The following is a 15,035-nucleotide window of genomic DNA, read 5'->3' as shown; positions in this document are numbered from 1 at the left end:
AGGCGGTTGATATTGTTGCTTCATGTAAATCATGTTAGTAAAAGCTATCAAGCAGGACAGCAAGTATTACAGAATATAAACCTAACCGTGGGAAAAGGTGAAATCGTAGGACTCGTAGGAGAAAGCGGCAGTGGGAAAAGTACTTTAGCCAAAGTGATAATGCAGCTAGAAAAGCCTGAAAAAGGGGCGGTGTTTTTTGAAAATCAATTGATGACGAAGCAAAATCGCTCGCATTTTTATGAGAACTGCCAAATCATTTTTCAAAATGCTACGGCTGCCTTAAATCCAGTATGGACCGTCAAGGAATTGTTACGTGAGCCTCTAATGGCAGCACATAAGTCTTTGACTGATCGCGAACTACAGATAATGCTAGAAAAAGTGATGCTCCCAACCGATATATTAGAAGCCCTGCCATCTGAGCTAAGTGGAGGGGAGCGACAACGGGTTAATTTACTAAGGTCGATTTTAGTCGAACCCCAACTATTAGTTTGTGATGAAATTGTTTCGAGTTTAGATCGCTTGATTCAACGAGAAATGATAGATTTATTAATAACTTTAAAAAAAGAAAAAAACATGGCCATTTTATTTATATCGCACGACTTAAAGGCGGTTTCTTATTTGTGTGATCGTATTTATGTCATGAAGTCGGGTAAAATTGTCGATGAGAGCCATAAAGGCGAAGGTGGCTTTGCTTTTACAGACCGATATGCGCAAATGCTGTTTCAAGCCGTAGTATGATTAATCCAAAAACACTTTCCTTATTTGAATGGAAAGTGTTTTTTATTCTTGCAGCAATGATCTAAGTGGGGCAATCAAATCTTCAGAGATGCTATAAATCGTATGGGTATCCTTCACGTTCATCAACGTTCCCTTTTGCCCCATTTCCCCTACCCAAAGATGGAAGCCATATTGGTTTCCATCCATATCCACTACTTGTACATCATATGGAGGGGTAGCCATATTAACAATTCCCTTATTTCTCACAGCAGTAGTAATGACTTCATGGAACATTTCAAGAGACTCTTCATCCTCATATTCTTAGATAAAATCAGTATTCACAGTGTCAAATCCTTCGCCGTTAGAAATGCTGACCTTCGCCATTTTTCCACTGCTAGCTCTTTATCCGTACAGCCTAAAACAACTATAGCTAGGAGGGACATGATAATAAATAGGAATGCTCGCAATGAACCCCCTCCTTACAGAAAAAATAATACCAAAACTTGGAGTCGTAGCCTGGTTCTCTTCATAATATATTAAACAAACAAAAGCTGAAAGGGGATAAAGAATGGGCTTATTTGATGGATTAATCGGCAATGCAAGCGAGGTGAATTTTGAAAAATTACAGGAGGAGGTCAAAGATTTATTAATTCCAAACGAAACCATCAAAAATGCCTATAAAATTATTAGAGACATATTTATTTTTACGAATAAACGATTAATCCTCATTGATAAGCAAGGAGTTACTGGTAAGAAAACGGAATACCATTCGATCCCCTATAAAAATATTATTCATTTTTCAGTAGAAACGGCTGGTACATTTGATTTAGACGCAGAGCTAAAAATATGGGTATCAGGCAGTTCGCTACCTATCCAAAAAAGTTTCAATAAGGCGACCAATATTTATAAAGTGCAAAGTGTTTTAGCGCAGTATGTTTTAGTATCGTAATGATGAAATAAAGCCACCATCATGAATCACATTCAAAGCCCGCATAGATGCGAGGCTTTTTTGGCTGTGCTTAGAAAGGGGGAATAGGGATGGGGAAATTACTATGTGAGGGGTGTATGCTGTCGCCCCGTTCCAATTAGGGAGCAAGCGCACAGAGCTTAGAAATTAGCAAAGAAACGCTGACTGGTTCTACCTTACGCATAACCTTTTATATTGTAAAATAATAGATATATTTCAATAATATTGCTAGAATTCAATGGATGGAACTGTTTTTTGAAGAAGTGTGATTCGTAACATTAGATTGTTGGGGGGTGAGGGAAATGGTTGAAAAAATTGAAATGAATAATAAATCTATCATTTCATTAACGCTTGGTATTCTTTCTATCATCGTACCATTTATTGGATTAGTTCTTGGGATTTTCGGAGTAGTTTTATCAAGAATGGCAACAAAGGAAATTGCTAAAAGAAATGAAAATGGCAGAGGTTTGGCAATTTCTGGTTTAATTTGTAGCGTGATCGGGATTATCATTCAAACCTTTGCAGTATTGTCTATTATCCTTTTTTATTCAATTACTGGTGTTTAGCTTAGTATTTGACCTTAGAAAATACCGTTTTAAGTTGGACGGGAAGAGGAAAAGTGGAAATGGCCATGAGTCAGGATACCAGCCTGTTACGAATACACACCATAAACCTCTTTTTTTGTGTTGAAAATGCATGACCTTCCCAAGCCCCCTGTTTTTAAGATTTTGCTCAAAGCTTTTTTTCTTTTTGAAGAATAATAGTTATACACATTACTATTTGTAAAGATGGTGAAACGATGGAACAGATGCTAAAGGAAATAATGTCTCCAAGTCATCAATATAAAGTTCAAATTATAAAACGGAGAGATGGTCTTTTTACAACAGAAGTATATATGTGGCAAGAAGACTGCGGATATGAATTTTGGAGTCCTATTAAAAAAGGATTGAGTTTGATTGAGACTGAGGAAGTAGCCGTAACAGTAGCCATTGAACAATTAAGACAATACTCTGGTGAAGTTATTACTCTTTAGTTACATCACTCAACGCTGTCAGATGTAGCGAGAATCGTTGAATCGCGTAGTTGTGCGTATAGGTTTGTCTGAGGTGCGTTTATAGGTTGTTTATGTTAGTATTTCAAAATGATGCAAGTGTCTTATCCCGATTTAACTCGCGGTTTTGCGTTAAAAAAATGAGCGTAGGAATCCCCTGCGCTCGTAACTCATTTTATCAAATATTACATAACTAATAACCTAAAATAAAAGTGTCGTAACTCCTTTTTTAAAAGCCGTTAATCATTCGCTAAAATTTATTCTCATGCGAGTATGTACGCCGAAAAATAGATGAAGGTGATACGGATGTTAAAAGAAGATATTCGGTAAAGGACGTATTAGGACAAAACATTAACTAGTGTCGTTGATTTAATATGTGAAAAAGACGACCATTTTGCTGATTCGTTGGAAAAGACCAGAACGTATAGCGGTAAAGAAATTGAAGCTATTCAGTATTATGCTGCGTAGAAAATCCGAGGGGATTTCGAAAGAGATGACCCGCATGAAGCTGAGGAAGTATCATACTATCAAAGTAAATAGGAAGACATGTTGTCAGAATTTCAGAGTTTGTAAGATTAAGTGAAGAAATGGTTTGGAAAATATTGTGATATTTGACTTTAGAAATCCACTACTTTACAATTGATTTTAGTAATCTAATAGGAATGTGGAGTACACCCGATTCCTATGACAATTGAATAGCGTGTAGTAATAGGTGTAAATTGCGTGCAATTTGCTTAAAAGGGAAGTCGGTGTGAATCCGACACTGTCCCGCAACTGTAAATGTGAGCGACTTTTCAGCAACCACTGTCAAATGATGGGAAGGGGAAAAGTGGCGATGACCATGAGTCAGGATACCTGCCTGTTATGAGTACACACCATAAACCTACGAGGAATAGGAGGTGGCATGTTGACAAAACAGAATGCTCTGTTCGTCACAGTACGTCAAACGCCCAAAGTTCATGAAAGGGTTCATTTTCGAACTCCTTCACATTTACTTAGGGTTTGTTTGGCATTGTGTGATGAATCACATTAAAGCGAAGGATTTCCTCAAACATAGAAGGAAGTCCTTTTTGTTTTGAAAATATGTACGCAAAGGGGATGCACATAGGATGAATATTCATGCAACGATAACACAGGAAACGCCTTTTGTAGATATGACCATTTGTAAGCAGCCAAGGACAGAAATTGCTAAAAAAGCGAAAACAAGAATGGTGGTTGAATCACTGATTGATCAATTATTAGCAACGAAGCTGATTCGCAACAACCGCTTTTTTGAGCGAATTTTATATAATAAAGACATTATTTGGATAAGAAATGGTGAGGTAGAAGGCCATCTTTTTGCTCTGGCAACGTTAACGGATCAACTGAAAACGAAGACGAATAGCTTTATGATGTATATGCCGACGAACCCTATTATATATGAGGTGAACGGGGAGCCGTATCACTTAATTACACGCATTGATTCAACACGAGCAAAGCCTAACCTTGATCGCCTTTCACAAGAGCCCAATCCCGTGTTAAGCGCTGCACGTGTCAATGATTTACTATGCTCCATTGTTATACGTTTTTATGAAACTTATATAAATGATTTAATGGAAATTTCTCATCAGGATCAACTAATCGCATTCGCGCAGCAGGAATATAAACAATTTCTGGATGCGGTTCAGGAGTTAAATGGTGATCACTTAAATTGGCATCCACGAGGGAACGGCCATGAGCTATTGTTAACATTAATTGATCAACTACAAATATTAAAAAGTCAGCCTGGTAAAGTTTTAATCGACTTCACTAATACGCAGGGCTATGTGGTGGTTGAACCTGCTTATCAGGTCCATAAGCCCTCAAAGAAAGCTGTCGGTGCGATATGAAAACAAGCCCTCCATGAAGCGGGGGGCTTGTTTTATTTATGCCAGCGTATCATGCTTCATCTGAGGCTATTAGCCTAACACACCGTCCTTGCAAATACTTTACTTGACTTATCCCTGAAAGTGCATGGCTGCTTGAGCCTCTTGCCAAGGGACAGTATAGCCTTTGCCTTTAGCGCAAAAAATGCTGGAAGAACTGTATTCAGGGTCCGCATTTTTATCATAGCCTATCTGGGCTATTACTTCTTCTGCATTATGACACACATCATAGCCATCAAATTGGAGGGTAAGTGAGCCTTTCCCATTGGTATAGGCAGCAAAGATTGTGCTATAGCTCATAAAGGTTGCTACAGGTGCACGTCCTGTCAAAACAACGTCAGTTTCGGTGAGGTCTGGGTCGTCGAATGTGCCGGCAGCCTGTTGAATGTCAGTCATCATACGGCCAATAAAATCATTGGAAGCTTTCATTTTAAAGCGATAATATGGCTCAAGCAGGATGTTCTGTGCTTGTTCTAGTCCTTGACGTAGTGCTCGGAAAGTAGCTTCTCGGAAATCACCACCAGAGGTATGCTCATTGTGACCACGCCCCGTTAATAGCGTAAAATGAATATCTGTGACGGCGTAGCCTGTGAGTAAGCCGTGATGATCACGCTCAAACAAGTGCTTCTCAACGAGACGCTGGTTGCCCACTGATAAATCATCGGCATGACAGGCATTACTAAAGGTAATTCCTGCTCCGCGTTCATTAGGCTCCATTAATAAATGAACCTCTGCATAATGCTTGAGTGGCTCAAAATGACCGTAGCCTGTAACGGTTGTCCCAATTGTCTCCATATATAATATTTGCGGCTCTCCAAAAGAAATGTGTAATGCAAAACGTTTCAATAACACGTCAATCAGGACTTCTAACTGAATGACACCCATTATGTGCACATGGATTTCCTGAAATTTTTCCTGCCACACGACACGCAATGACGGCTCCTCGGCCTCTAGTAAACGGAAAATCCTTAATACTTCTTTTATATGTTGCTCACCCTCATATTGAACTTTTGCCTGTAATGTAGGGACAAGCTCATAGGGCAGTGATAGCAATTTACTGCCAATTCGATCCCCAATATTTGCCTGACTGAGCCCTTTAACAGCGAAGATTTCACCAGCCTCAACTTGCTGAACAGTTTCAAATCGACTGCCGTTATATAGGCGAATTTCTGTTACTTTTTCTGTGATATCTCCAAATGTAAATTCATCCCGAACATGTAACTTGCCTGTAAGGGCCTTGATGAACGTTAAACGTTGATGTCCATCATGGCGTATTTTAAAGACCTCTCCTTGAAAAGGTGCTTCTGGCTCGAAGTGAGTACCCGTTAGGAATGGAAGTTGAGCAATAAATTCCTCAATGCCTTCATCCTTCAACGCAGAACCTATAAAACAAGGAAAGGCATCCTCATTTTTAATCATCGTTTGTAGTCTAGTCATGCATTGGCGATGTTCCAATGTTTCATTCAAAAAGTTATCTAGCAGTTCTTCATCACGCTCTGCCAGCAATTCCATAATCGTGCTTGAAACATAGTTTTCCTGCAGTGGTTCATCTATGAGGATTACATGTTCTGAGAAATCCTTATGCAGCTGAGTCATAACAGCTCTCACATCTGCTCCGTCACGATCTATTTTATTAATAAAAAAGAATGTAGGGACATGATAGTTCCGTAAAAGCTGCCATACAGTTTCTGTATGACCCTGTATACCCTCTACAGCACTAATAATAATGATGGCATAATCCATGACACGAATGGCACGCTCCATCTCAGGGGAGAAATCGACATGCCCTGGTGTATCGATCAGCGTATATGTATCGTCGCCGATAGTCATGCGACCTTGCTCGGCAAATATTGTAATGCCACGTTTACGCTCAAGCTCATGATTATCTAAATAGGCATCCTGATGATCGACACGCCCCCGCGCTTGAATACTATTGGTATGATAAAGCATTTGCTCAGAAAAGGTTGTTTTTCCTGCATCAACATGAGCAAGAACCCCAATCGTCTTGTACATACTAAATCCTCGTTTCTATAGGTGGCTATGTTCTCATTGTATCAGAATACTAGCACAAATAATTCTTGTAAAATGATTCGTCTTTTTGTCGAAATAGTGCTAATATAATGATGATTGCAGATTTTGCAATTTACTCTGATTGCGAATTAACTCATGAACTGCTAGTCTATCAATAGAATGAATAAAACATATTGGTGCAAATGGCATTTGTCATTTTGCTTAAAAGGGAAATCGGTGTAATTCCGATGCTGTCCCGCAACTGTAAATGGGGAGTCTATACAGGATGCCACTGTAGTTTAACTATGGGAAGGTGTATAGATGATGAACCTAAGCCAGGATACCTGCCAGTATGTGTATGCTAACTAAGAACCACGAGGATGGGGATAGTGATAAAGGTAACTATACCGTTTTTTCACTATGCTACTCTCTTGGCGACAAGAGGGTTTTTTTATGCCCTTCCAATGATCCTGGTAGCAAAGAAGTCTCTGATTTCTTTCTATATTTATGACAACAAAGGAGAAAAGGACATGAAAAAATGGAGAAGTATATGGCTGGTCATGCTCATCGCGCTCATCGCAGTTTTAGGAGCGTGTGGTACAAAGGACAAGCCTGAATCAGCAACGCAAACTGAAAAAGTTGAACCGTCTGAGGCGACAACGACTGAGGTAATCATTAAAAATAATGGAACTACCCAAACCTATAAGGAAGCACCTACAAAGGCAATTAGCTTAAATCAGCATGTAACAGAAATTATGCTTGCATTAGGGCTAGAGGATTCCATGGTAGGGACTGCTTATTTAGATGACGAAATCTACGAGCCGCTTCAAGCAGCCTACGATAAAGTTCCTGTTCTTTCAGATCAATACCCAACGAAGGAGCAAGTCATTGATGCCGGGGCAGATTTCTTGTATGCAGGCTGGAAAAGTGGCTTTGGTGAAAAAGGTGTAGGAACACCAGAGGAGCTTGAGGAATTAGGAATTCATACGTATTTACATACAGCTTCTAATATGACAAAGCCAACATTAGAGGATATTTTCACTGATATTCGTCATATTGCAGAAATATTCCGCGTGGAAGATCGCGGCGAAGCATTCATTGAACAAATGACAAAAGATGTCGAAGAAGTTCAAGCTAAATTACCAAAAGATAGAGAAAATTTACGTGTTCTAGTCTTTGACAGTGGTGAAAAAGATGTATTCACAGCTGGCCAAAACTTTATGAATGAGCTGGTGACAATCGCTGGCGGTCAAAATATCTTTGGAGATGTGGAGTCAGGGTGGACAACCGTGTCGAAGGAAGATGCAGTAGATCGCAATCCAGAGGTGGTTGTCATAATTAATTATGGTGAAACAACGGCTGAACAAAAGATAAATTTCTTAAAAAATGATCCAGCCTTGAAGGAAATGGAAGCAGTCAAAAATGATCGCTTTGTCATCCTTCCACTTTCAGCGGCATCTGAAGGGGTCCGTGCAGCAGAGGCCATTCAAATTTTAGCTAAGGGCTTCTACCCAGAAAACTTTTAAAAATTTCGAGCTAGCAAAGTGCTAGCTCCTTTTTCTTAAGGAGCGATAACTATTGAACGCATTTCGTCAAAACATACCAGATAAAACATTTGAGACCCTTAATCAGCAAGGTGGATTTTCGCGATTAGCAGTAAGCCCTGGCATTATCAATAAGCATTACACACCAGCCCAATTTCAAAAAATAGCAGAAATTGTAGGAGAGAAGGGAGCCATTAAATACTCGGCTTCCTATAGCATATTATTATCGATTCCCTCTAGTGAATTAACTGAAGCTACCCGTGCCTTACAGGAGGCTGGACTGTTTGTTGCATCGTCAGGGCCTCATATTGTTATGAAAGCATGTGATTTTTGTGACGGTGAAAAAATGGAAGCAGTTCCTCAAACAGAACAGCTCTATCAGGCGTTGGATGGTATAACCGTGCCTGCAAGAATGCGAGTCAATGTGAATGGCTGTGCATCCGCCTGTTATAATCCCACATATGATGACATCGGTTTGGTCTATCAGCATGAGAGCTTTGATGTTTATCTAGGAGCCATTCCTATGGGGACGAAAGCACAGGCGGGTACTCTCTTTGCAAAGAGAGTAAGGATCGACCATATTGAAAATTTTTTGCTACAAATCATTCGTCTTTATCAGGACCAAGCTCGTTCCAATGAACCTTTTTATAAGTTTTATCGCAGAACAAAATCGAATGCGGATTGGGAACTAGTAAAAAAATCGATCGAGTAGCAGGAATAATACTTAGGGTGTCGAAATATTGTAGTAGAGCATAGAAAATGACAATACAAAGGAGCAAGAACATGACATCTAAACAAGGGATTCAACCAGAGGATCTTTATCGCTTGAAATCAGTGGCAGATCCACAGCTCTCACCTGATGGGACTGAGGTAGTTTATGTAGAGACACGTATTGATGAGAAGAAAAAGGACTATATATCTAATTTGTTTTATATGAATTTAAAAGACAAACGTCCTCAGCAATGGACATATGGTGACTATCGGACAAGCTCTCCTGTGTGGTCGCCAGATGGCAGTCAAATTGCTTTTTCTTCTACAAGATCAGGCAAGCCGCAAATTTTTGTGCTTTCGAAAACAGGTGGGGAGGCAAAACAAGTAACGTATTGTAAAAACGGTGCGTCAACGCCTGTCTGGTCTCCATGTGGAGAGAAAATTGCCTTTTCCGTTATGCTCGGTAAAGATGAAACTATTCTAGATAAAGTTGAAGATGACAAGAAAGAAGAAAAAGAACTAAAGCCGCTAGAAATCGATAAGATGAAACATAAATCAGATGCTGGTGGATTTACGGATATGGACCAGCATACCCACATCGCTATTGTCGATTTAAAATCTGGTGACTTAGAGCAAATGACAGAAGGGAACAAGCATTGCCATCTGAGTACATGGTCGCCCGATGGCAACTATCTTACGTACTTAGCAGATCAAGCAGAGGATTTAGATTTTTCATTTAATGCGGATATTTACTTATTAGATATAGAAACAAAAAAGAGTCGCAAGGTAACCGAGGGAATTGGCTCTTATTACCAAACATCATGGTCTCCTAATAGCCGCTTCCTTTCCTTCGTTGGGGGAAAACGTGAGTTTGAAAATGCCACACAAGCGAAGCTATGGATTTATGATATGGAACAAAATCTGCTCAACTGTGCCACAAGTGAATTTGATGCCCCTGTCGGTGACTATGTCATCGGTGATTTCCTGCAAGGGGTAGCAGCTCCACCTGTGCAATGGATGAATGATAATCATAGTTTCTACTTTCAAGTAACAGATCACGGCAATGCGGCAATTTATTTTGGTAATGTGGATGGAGAGATTTATCCAGCTATTCACGATGATCAATATGTTTATGGATTTTCATTAGATGCTCAAAATGACCAAGCAGTTGTCGCAATAAGTACGACAACAAATCCGGGCGATTTATATTACGTCAACTTAAAGACGGGTGAAAAAGAACGGTTGACAACCGTCAATGAAGAAGTTTTAAAGACGAGAGAGATAGCTGTTCCTGAGAGTATTGAGTTTGAAGGAGCTGAGGGCTGGAAGGTCAATGGCTGGATCATGAAGCCAGTGGGCTATGAAAAAGGGAAGAAATATCCTCTTATTCTTGAAATCCATGGTGGTCCACATGCGATGTACGGCAACACTTATTTCAATGAATTCCAAATCCTAGCTGCTCAAGGCTTTGCGGTGCTGTATACAAATCCGCGCGGAAGTCATGGCTACGGACAAACGTTTGTGGATGCAGTACGTGGTGATTATGGTGGCAATGACTATCAAGACCTAATGGCTGCAGTGGACTATGCTTTAGAGCACTATGATTTCATTGATCAGGATCGACTAGGTGTAACAGGTGGGAGCTATGGTGGCTTTATGACCAACTGGATTGTTGGGCATACGAACCGCTTTAAGGCAGCAGTTACACAACGCTCAATTTCAAACTGGATTAGCTTTGCAGGTGTGAGTGATATCGGCTATTACTTTACAGACTGGCAAATACAAGCGGGGCTCGATAATATGGAGAAGCTATGGCATCATTCTCCATTGAAGTATGTAGACAATGTTGAAACACCGTTGCTCATTTTACACGGTGAAAAAGATTATCGTTGTCCGATTGAACAGGCGGAGCAATTATTTATCGCCTTGAAATATCGTAAGAAAGAAACAAAATTCGTCCGCTTCCCTGAATCGAATCATGAACTGTCAAGAAGCGGAAAACCAACATTAAGAATTCATCGTCTGGAATATATACGAGATTGGTTTGTGGAAAAACTTTAACAAAGAGGTGGCTTAGGAAGTGAACATACTTCTTAAGCCTTTTTTATCGAAAAAAAGAATCACAGCAAAGTGTGATTCTAGATCAGTTAGTCGATTTTTTGAATAAAAACGACCTTCAAATAATTAAATTCAGGATATTCACGAGGCACACGGAAATCCTTTGGTAAACCATATTCCTCTACAATTTTATAGCGTGTACGAGTCTCTTTAAATGCTTGGTCGATAAATCCTTTAAACTTTTTCATACCGAAGCTTGCATTATTTGTAGAAGCCACAATAATACCATTTTTGGCTGTAATCGCAATTGTATCCTTCAGTAATTTTGGATAGTCCTTCGCCGTTGAGAACGTCATTTGCTTTGTACGAGCAAAGCTAGGTGGATCTAAGACAACAAGGTCAAATTTTAATGCGTGACGCTGTGCATATTTAAAATAATGAAAAACGTCCATTACTTTTATATCCTGGGCTTCATAATCAATTTGATTGACGCTAAACTGCTCAATTGTTTTGGCTAAACTGCGCTTCGCAACATCAACACTTGTTGTTTTAATAGCTCCTCCAAGCGCGGCTGCTACTGAAAATGCCCCTGTGTAGGAGAAGGTATTAAGCATATTGGCTGTGTTTGCATAGCGCTCACGAATAGCTAATCGTACTTCCCGTTGATCAAGAAAAATCCCTGTCATCGCACCATCATTTAAATGGACTGCATAGGTCATCCCATTTTCCTTGACCAAAATTGGAAATTCGCCAGGAGTCCCCATAACAAAATCATCCTGTTCCATATATTGGCCTTTACCATCAAATCGTTTTTTCTCATAAATAGCTTGGTAGTTGATGGTTTCAGCAAGCGCCTCATAAACGACTTCTTTCAATGAGTAAATACCCTCGCTATACCAACTCACCATATAGTAGCCATTAAAGAAATCGATCGTTAGGCCACCAATGCCATCACCCTCACCATTGAAAACACGGAAGGCTGTTGTATGTTCATTCTGGAAAAATGCTTCTCGGAGTTGTATGGCTTTTTTGAACTTTTTAATGAAAAAAGCTTTATCGATGGTTTCATTGATATCAGTCGTCAAGACCCAGCCAATCCCTTTATTTTGAATACCGAAGTAACCTGTACCAATAAAACGATTATGGTGATCCATCAGCTTAAGTAGTGTCCCTTGCTCGGAAGGGAGTTGTCGTGCATCCACCGCATCTTTTGAAATTAATGGGTAGCCTTTTTTTAATTGATCAGCAAAAGGCTGCTTTATTTGTAGGGCAATTGTTTGTGTCATGTTGTCATCCTTTAAAAAACGTTTTGCTCTATTATCGCACTGTTTGGACGGGATAGCCAAACTTATTTCAGGAATTCAGCAATTTTTGCCACTGTTTCGATGGTCGCCTCTTCAAAATAATGCATCTTGCTAAAATAGCTATGAATCAAACCAGACATGGTCATATGCTCTACAGGTACTCCTGCGTCCACCAGTTTTTGGGCATAACTTAAACCTTCGTCAAAGAGTACATCTGCCTCTGCTGCAATGAGGAGGGTTTTAGGCATATGGCTTACATCCTCAAGTTGTAGAGGAGATACAAATGGATTCGCATAGTTGGATTCCTCTGTATAGTGCTGAGAAAACCATTGCATACCTTTTTTATCGAGGCCGAAATTTTCACCATAAGCCTGATAGGATACGGTCGTGAAATCTACATTCGTAACGGGATAAATGAGTACTTGTGCTTGCAAAGACGGACCACCCGAAGAAGCAGCTAAGTGGGTCACGACCGTTGCTAAATTTCCGCCGGCACTGTCCCCAGCAACCGTCAACTGAGCAGCATCGCCGCCAAATGCTTTGATATGGTCATGCACCCATACTAAGCTATCGTAGGCATCCTGTAATGGAGTTGGAAAAGGAAATTCTGGAGCTAAACGATAATCTACTGAAACGACAATAGCTTGTGCTTGTTCTGCTAATAGCTGACAGCCAGCATCAACTGACTCTAAATTACCATATACCCAGCCACCACCATGATAATAGACAATAACCGGTAATGGTTGGTGATGAATAGGGATATAGAGTCGTAGCGTAATTTGAGCACCATCACGCACTGTAATTGCTTGTTCTTGTATGGACGCAAGTGTTGGTTTGTGTACGGATTGCCATGGCATAACCGTCCGCATCGCACGAGCTTCCTGTGGTGTGACTTGATAGTAAGGTGTCACACCATGCTGAGCTTGAATATAATGAACAGCTTCTTTTCTTAATGTAGTCATCCTCATCATTCCTTTATCTTGACGTTTATATCTTATATTATAAACTATTCATATAATTTTACTAGGATTTAATTGTAGAAAAAGAAAAATCTTTTATAAAAGAGGTGAAATGATTGAATTGTGTTTATAATAAAAGGGAAGAAAGTATTTGGAGGGACAGTATGATTTCTTTAATTGTGGCACATGATGACAACCATGTAATTGGGTATAATAACGGAATGCCTTGGCATTTACCTGGAGATTTGCAGTATTTTAAAAACAAAACAATGGGCAAGCCAATGATTATGGGCCGAAAAACGTTTGAATCCATTGGTCGTCCACTACCAGGACGTCGTAATATTGTTATTACACGAGATGAAAATTATCGTGCAGAAGGCATTGAAATTGTGACAAGCCTAGAAGAAGCAATAGCAATGGCAGGGGATGTACAGGAAATTATGATTATTGGCGGCGAGCAAATTTTCCGTTTATCGATGGAAATAGCAGATCGCTTATATATTACGAAAATCAATCATTCTTTTCAGGGCGATACCTTTTTCCCAAGCTATGAGCAGGATTTTGTAGAGGTTGCTGCTGAACAGCCTGAAACAGCTTCAGAAGGCTATACATTCCAATATCAAATTTTTGAACGTAAATAACATGGAGAGACGCACGGTTTTGCTAGACCGTGCTACTTCTATATTTAGGGGAGATATTGATGCGCAACATAGTATTATCGAGTGGAGAAAATGTTTATGTTGATTGCTTGAGCTGTGCAATCATAAGTGGACAAATCGAGCCCAATGGGGGTGTTCTAATTGAAACGGATTATTTTCACGCCCATCAGGATATAGCTTATCCAATAAAGGGATTAGTTATAGTAGCCTCAAAGTGTCATATTCATTGCTTGGATGAATTAAATAATGACGAAAAACTGGATTACATCCATCTCTTAACAAAAATAAGACAAGCTCAAAGGGAAGTATTGGGCATAGCATACGTTTATTATTTTTACAACGAAGATATGACTCATCATTTCCACATTTGGATGGTGCCCCGCTATGAATGGATGAATGCATTCGGGCGATCCGTTGAATCCTTGAGGCCCGTGTTACTTCATGCCAGGAAAAATATGAATAATGAGGAGCATGAAAAAGAAGTAAGGGAAGCGATTAAGCTTTTAAGAGATTCCATAAAAAATCGCTCCTTGTGAAGAAGGGCACTGAAAAAGTCCATATCTTTTTTTCATTTGGCACTGTGACTCTACTGTTGTTTTCCGAAGCATTCCGCTCGCTTTCCGCGGGCGAGCGCCGAGTCTCCTCCTACGCTTCGCTTCGTGCGGGGTCTCGTCTGTCTCGCTTTCCCGCAGGAGTCGAGCGATGCTTCTGCAAACAACGCAATGTATCATACTATTATTTTAGTCACACTTTCCTTTATAATAAAAGAATGAATATGTAGGTGGAGCCCCAATGATTTCAAATTAGGAAACCCTTAATTTAAGTCCATACATGGCAATCTATGATATTGTTGTGCCAAAAGATAACATGCTTCGCCAGGTCAATGAACTTGTTGAATTTTCATTTTTTTTAGAAGAGCTAAAAACAAAATATTGTTTAGATAATGGACGTAATACCATTCCTCCAATTCGCATGTTTAAGTACTTATTATTAAAAGCGATTAATGATGTATCAGACGTCGACCTAGTAGAGCGCTCAAAGTATGATATGTCATTTGGATATGGCAACAGAAGATCCAGTGAGACAGAAATAAGGCACTTCCTGTTCAAAATTGAACAAGAAGTGCCTTATTTTTATCTGAAAAAGGTTCG

Annotated in this window: 16 protein-coding genes and 2 riboswitches; of the genes, 11 read left to right on the top strand and 5 right to left on the bottom strand. The window is 39.7% G+C overall.

Annotation, left to right across the window (positions count from 1 at the left end):
* Nucleotides 1–12 precede the first annotated feature (12 nt).
* Nucleotides 13–738, top strand: a complete 726-nt coding sequence (locus AC3CH7_RS00080; protein ID WP_180276554.1) for an ABC transporter ATP-binding protein — start codon at nucleotides 13–15, stop codon at nucleotides 736–738.
* A 42-nt stretch (nucleotides 739–780) separates the two neighbouring features.
* Here AC3CH7_RS00080 and AC3CH7_RS00075 read toward each other — a convergent pair whose 3' ends face one another.
* Together AC3CH7_RS00075 and AC3CH7_RS00070 are read right to left on the bottom strand one after the other, a co-directional pair.
* The gene (locus AC3CH7_RS00075; protein WP_243432698.1) at nucleotides 781–1,011 is read right to left on the bottom strand and encodes a YhfM domain-containing protein; all 231 of its coding nucleotides are present in this window, start codon (nucleotides 1,009–1,011) and stop codon (nucleotides 781–783) included.
* Between the two features lie 44 nt (nucleotides 1,012–1,055).
* Nucleotides 1,056–1,184, bottom strand: a complete 129-nt coding sequence (locus AC3CH7_RS00070) for a hypothetical protein (protein ID WP_279382353.1) — start codon at nucleotides 1,182–1,184, stop codon at nucleotides 1,056–1,058.
* Between the two features lie 101 nt (nucleotides 1,185–1,285).
* On the opposite strand from AC3CH7_RS00070, the gene AC3CH7_RS00065 reads away from it, so the two are divergent.
* The 4 genes from AC3CH7_RS00065 to AC3CH7_RS00050 all read left to right on the top strand — a co-directional run bounded on the left by AC3CH7_RS00065 (nucleotide 1,286) and on the right by AC3CH7_RS00050 (nucleotide 4,603).
* Nucleotides 1,286–1,666 carry a PH domain-containing protein gene (locus AC3CH7_RS00065; RefSeq protein ID WP_012294339.1) on the top strand — a complete coding sequence of 127 codons (381 nt, stop codon included), beginning with the start codon at nucleotides 1,286–1,288 and terminating at the stop codon, nucleotides 1,664–1,666.
* 320 nt (nucleotides 1,667–1,986) lie between these two features.
* A complete protein-coding gene (locus AC3CH7_RS00060; RefSeq protein ID WP_036216056.1) occupies nucleotides 1,987–2,250 on the top strand; it encodes a DUF4190 domain-containing protein in 264 nt (87 codons plus the stop codon).
* Nucleotides 2,251–2,483: 233 nt separating this feature from the next.
* Entirely contained in the window at nucleotides 2,484–2,717 is a 234-nt protein-coding gene (locus AC3CH7_RS00055; protein WP_012294341.1) for a hypothetical protein, read from the top strand.
* A gap of 711 nt (nucleotides 2,718–3,428) precedes the next feature.
* Nucleotides 3,429–3,612, top strand: a riboswitch (cobalamin riboswitch).
* A 232-nt stretch (nucleotides 3,613–3,844) separates the two neighbouring features.
* The gene (locus AC3CH7_RS00050; RefSeq protein ID WP_036168153.1) at nucleotides 3,845–4,603 is read left to right on the top strand and encodes a hypothetical protein; all 759 of its coding nucleotides are present in this window, start codon (nucleotides 3,845–3,847) and stop codon (nucleotides 4,601–4,603) included.
* A 108-nt stretch (nucleotides 4,604–4,711) separates the two neighbouring features.
* Here the strand turns inward: AC3CH7_RS00050 and AC3CH7_RS00045 are convergent, their stop codons facing one another.
* Nucleotides 4,712–6,652, bottom strand: coding sequence for a GTP-binding protein (locus AC3CH7_RS00045; protein WP_488381490.1), 1,941 nt, complete (start codon nucleotides 6,650–6,652; stop codon nucleotides 4,712–4,714).
* 175 nt (nucleotides 6,653–6,827) lie between these two features.
* Nucleotides 6,828–7,015, top strand: a riboswitch (cobalamin riboswitch).
* Between the two features lie 164 nt (nucleotides 7,016–7,179).
* Here AC3CH7_RS00045 and AC3CH7_RS00040 point away from each other — a divergent pair.
* The 3 genes from AC3CH7_RS00040 to AC3CH7_RS00030 all read left to right on the top strand — a co-directional run bounded on the left by AC3CH7_RS00040 (nucleotide 7,180) and on the right by AC3CH7_RS00030 (nucleotide 10,965).
* Nucleotides 7,180–8,175: an ABC transporter substrate-binding protein gene (locus AC3CH7_RS00040; protein ID WP_447402943.1), complete on the top strand. Its 996-nt coding sequence runs from the start codon at nucleotides 7,180–7,182 to the stop codon at nucleotides 8,173–8,175.
* A 52-nt stretch (nucleotides 8,176–8,227) separates the two neighbouring features.
* Nucleotides 8,228–8,905 carry a precorrin-3B methylase gene (locus AC3CH7_RS00035; RefSeq protein ID WP_488381489.1) on the top strand — a complete coding sequence of 226 codons (678 nt, stop codon included), beginning with the start codon at nucleotides 8,228–8,230 and terminating at the stop codon, nucleotides 8,903–8,905.
* Nucleotides 8,906–8,976: 71 nt separating this feature from the next.
* Nucleotides 8,977–10,965, top strand: coding sequence for a S9 family peptidase (locus tag AC3CH7_RS00030; protein ID WP_488381488.1), 1,989 nt, complete (start codon nucleotides 8,977–8,979; stop codon nucleotides 10,963–10,965).
* A gap of 86 nt (nucleotides 10,966–11,051) precedes the next feature.
* Here AC3CH7_RS00030 and AC3CH7_RS00025 read toward each other — a convergent pair whose 3' ends face one another.
* Nucleotides 11,052–12,248, bottom strand: coding sequence for a class I SAM-dependent rRNA methyltransferase (locus AC3CH7_RS00025; RefSeq protein WP_036161571.1), 1,197 nt, complete (start codon nucleotides 12,246–12,248; stop codon nucleotides 11,052–11,054).
* Nucleotides 12,249–12,310: 62 nt separating this feature from the next.
* Complete coding sequence (locus tag AC3CH7_RS00020; RefSeq protein WP_036168167.1) at nucleotides 12,311–13,228, bottom strand: alpha/beta hydrolase; 918 nt, start codon at nucleotides 13,226–13,228, stop codon at nucleotides 12,311–12,313.
* 161 nt (nucleotides 13,229–13,389) lie between these two features.
* On the opposite strand from AC3CH7_RS00020, the gene AC3CH7_RS00015 reads away from it, so the two are divergent.
* The 3 genes from AC3CH7_RS00015 to AC3CH7_RS00005 all read left to right on the top strand — a co-directional run.
* Nucleotides 13,390–13,866, top strand: coding sequence for a dihydrofolate reductase (locus tag AC3CH7_RS00015; protein WP_031419846.1), 477 nt, complete (start codon nucleotides 13,390–13,392; stop codon nucleotides 13,864–13,866).
* Nucleotides 13,867–13,925: 59 nt separating this feature from the next.
* Nucleotides 13,926–14,420 carry an HIT family protein gene (locus tag AC3CH7_RS00010; RefSeq protein WP_488381487.1) on the top strand — a complete coding sequence of 165 codons (495 nt, stop codon included), beginning with the start codon at nucleotides 13,926–13,928 and terminating at the stop codon, nucleotides 14,418–14,420.
* A 295-nt stretch (nucleotides 14,421–14,715) separates the two neighbouring features.
* On the top strand, nucleotides 14,716–15,035 hold a 320-nt coding region (locus AC3CH7_RS00005; RefSeq protein ID WP_488381486.1), incomplete at its 3' end, for a transposase.

The sequence above is a fragment of the Lysinibacillus sp. F12 genome, assembly GCF_057773605.1.
The sequence above is the reverse complement of the archived record's forward strand: the minus strand, read 5'-3'. Positions and strand labels throughout refer to the sequence as shown.

Coding starts and splice junctions, on each gene's coding strand:
- AC3CH7_RS00065 (WP_012294339.1), top strand. CDS start 1,286: ATGGGCTTATTTGATGGATTAATCGGCAATGCAAGCGAGGTGAATTTT.
- AC3CH7_RS00040 (WP_447402943.1), top strand. CDS start 7,180: ATGAAAAAATGGAGAAGTATATGGCTGGTCATGCTCATCGCGCTCATC.
- AC3CH7_RS00030 (WP_488381488.1), top strand. CDS start 8,977: ATGACATCTAAACAAGGGATTCAACCAGAGGATCTTTATCGCTTGAAA.
- AC3CH7_RS00015 (WP_031419846.1), top strand. CDS start 13,390: ATGATTTCTTTAATTGTGGCACATGATGACAACCATGTAATTGGGTAT.
- AC3CH7_RS00010 (WP_488381487.1), top strand. CDS start 13,926: ATGCGCAACATAGTATTATCGAGTGGAGAAAATGTTTATGTTGATTGC.
- AC3CH7_RS00045 (WP_488381490.1), bottom strand. CDS start 6,652: ATGTACAAGACGATTGGGGTTCTTGCTCATGTTGATGCAGGAAAAACA.
- AC3CH7_RS00050 (WP_036168153.1), top strand. CDS start 3,845: ATGAATATTCATGCAACGATAACACAGGAAACGCCTTTTGTAGATATG.
- AC3CH7_RS00060 (WP_036216056.1), top strand. CDS start 1,987: ATGGTTGAAAAAATTGAAATGAATAATAAATCTATCATTTCATTAACG.
- AC3CH7_RS00025 (WP_036161571.1), bottom strand. CDS start 12,248: ATGACACAAACAATTGCCCTACAAATAAAGCAGCCTTTTGCTGATCAA.
- AC3CH7_RS00075 (WP_243432698.1), bottom strand. CDS start 1,011: ATGTTCCATGAAGTCATTACTACTGCTGTGAGAAATAAGGGAATTGTT.
- AC3CH7_RS00020 (WP_036168167.1), bottom strand. CDS start 13,228: ATGACTACATTAAGAAAAGAAGCTGTTCATTATATTCAAGCTCAGCAT.
- AC3CH7_RS00055 (WP_012294341.1), top strand. CDS start 2,484: ATGGAACAGATGCTAAAGGAAATAATGTCTCCAAGTCATCAATATAAA.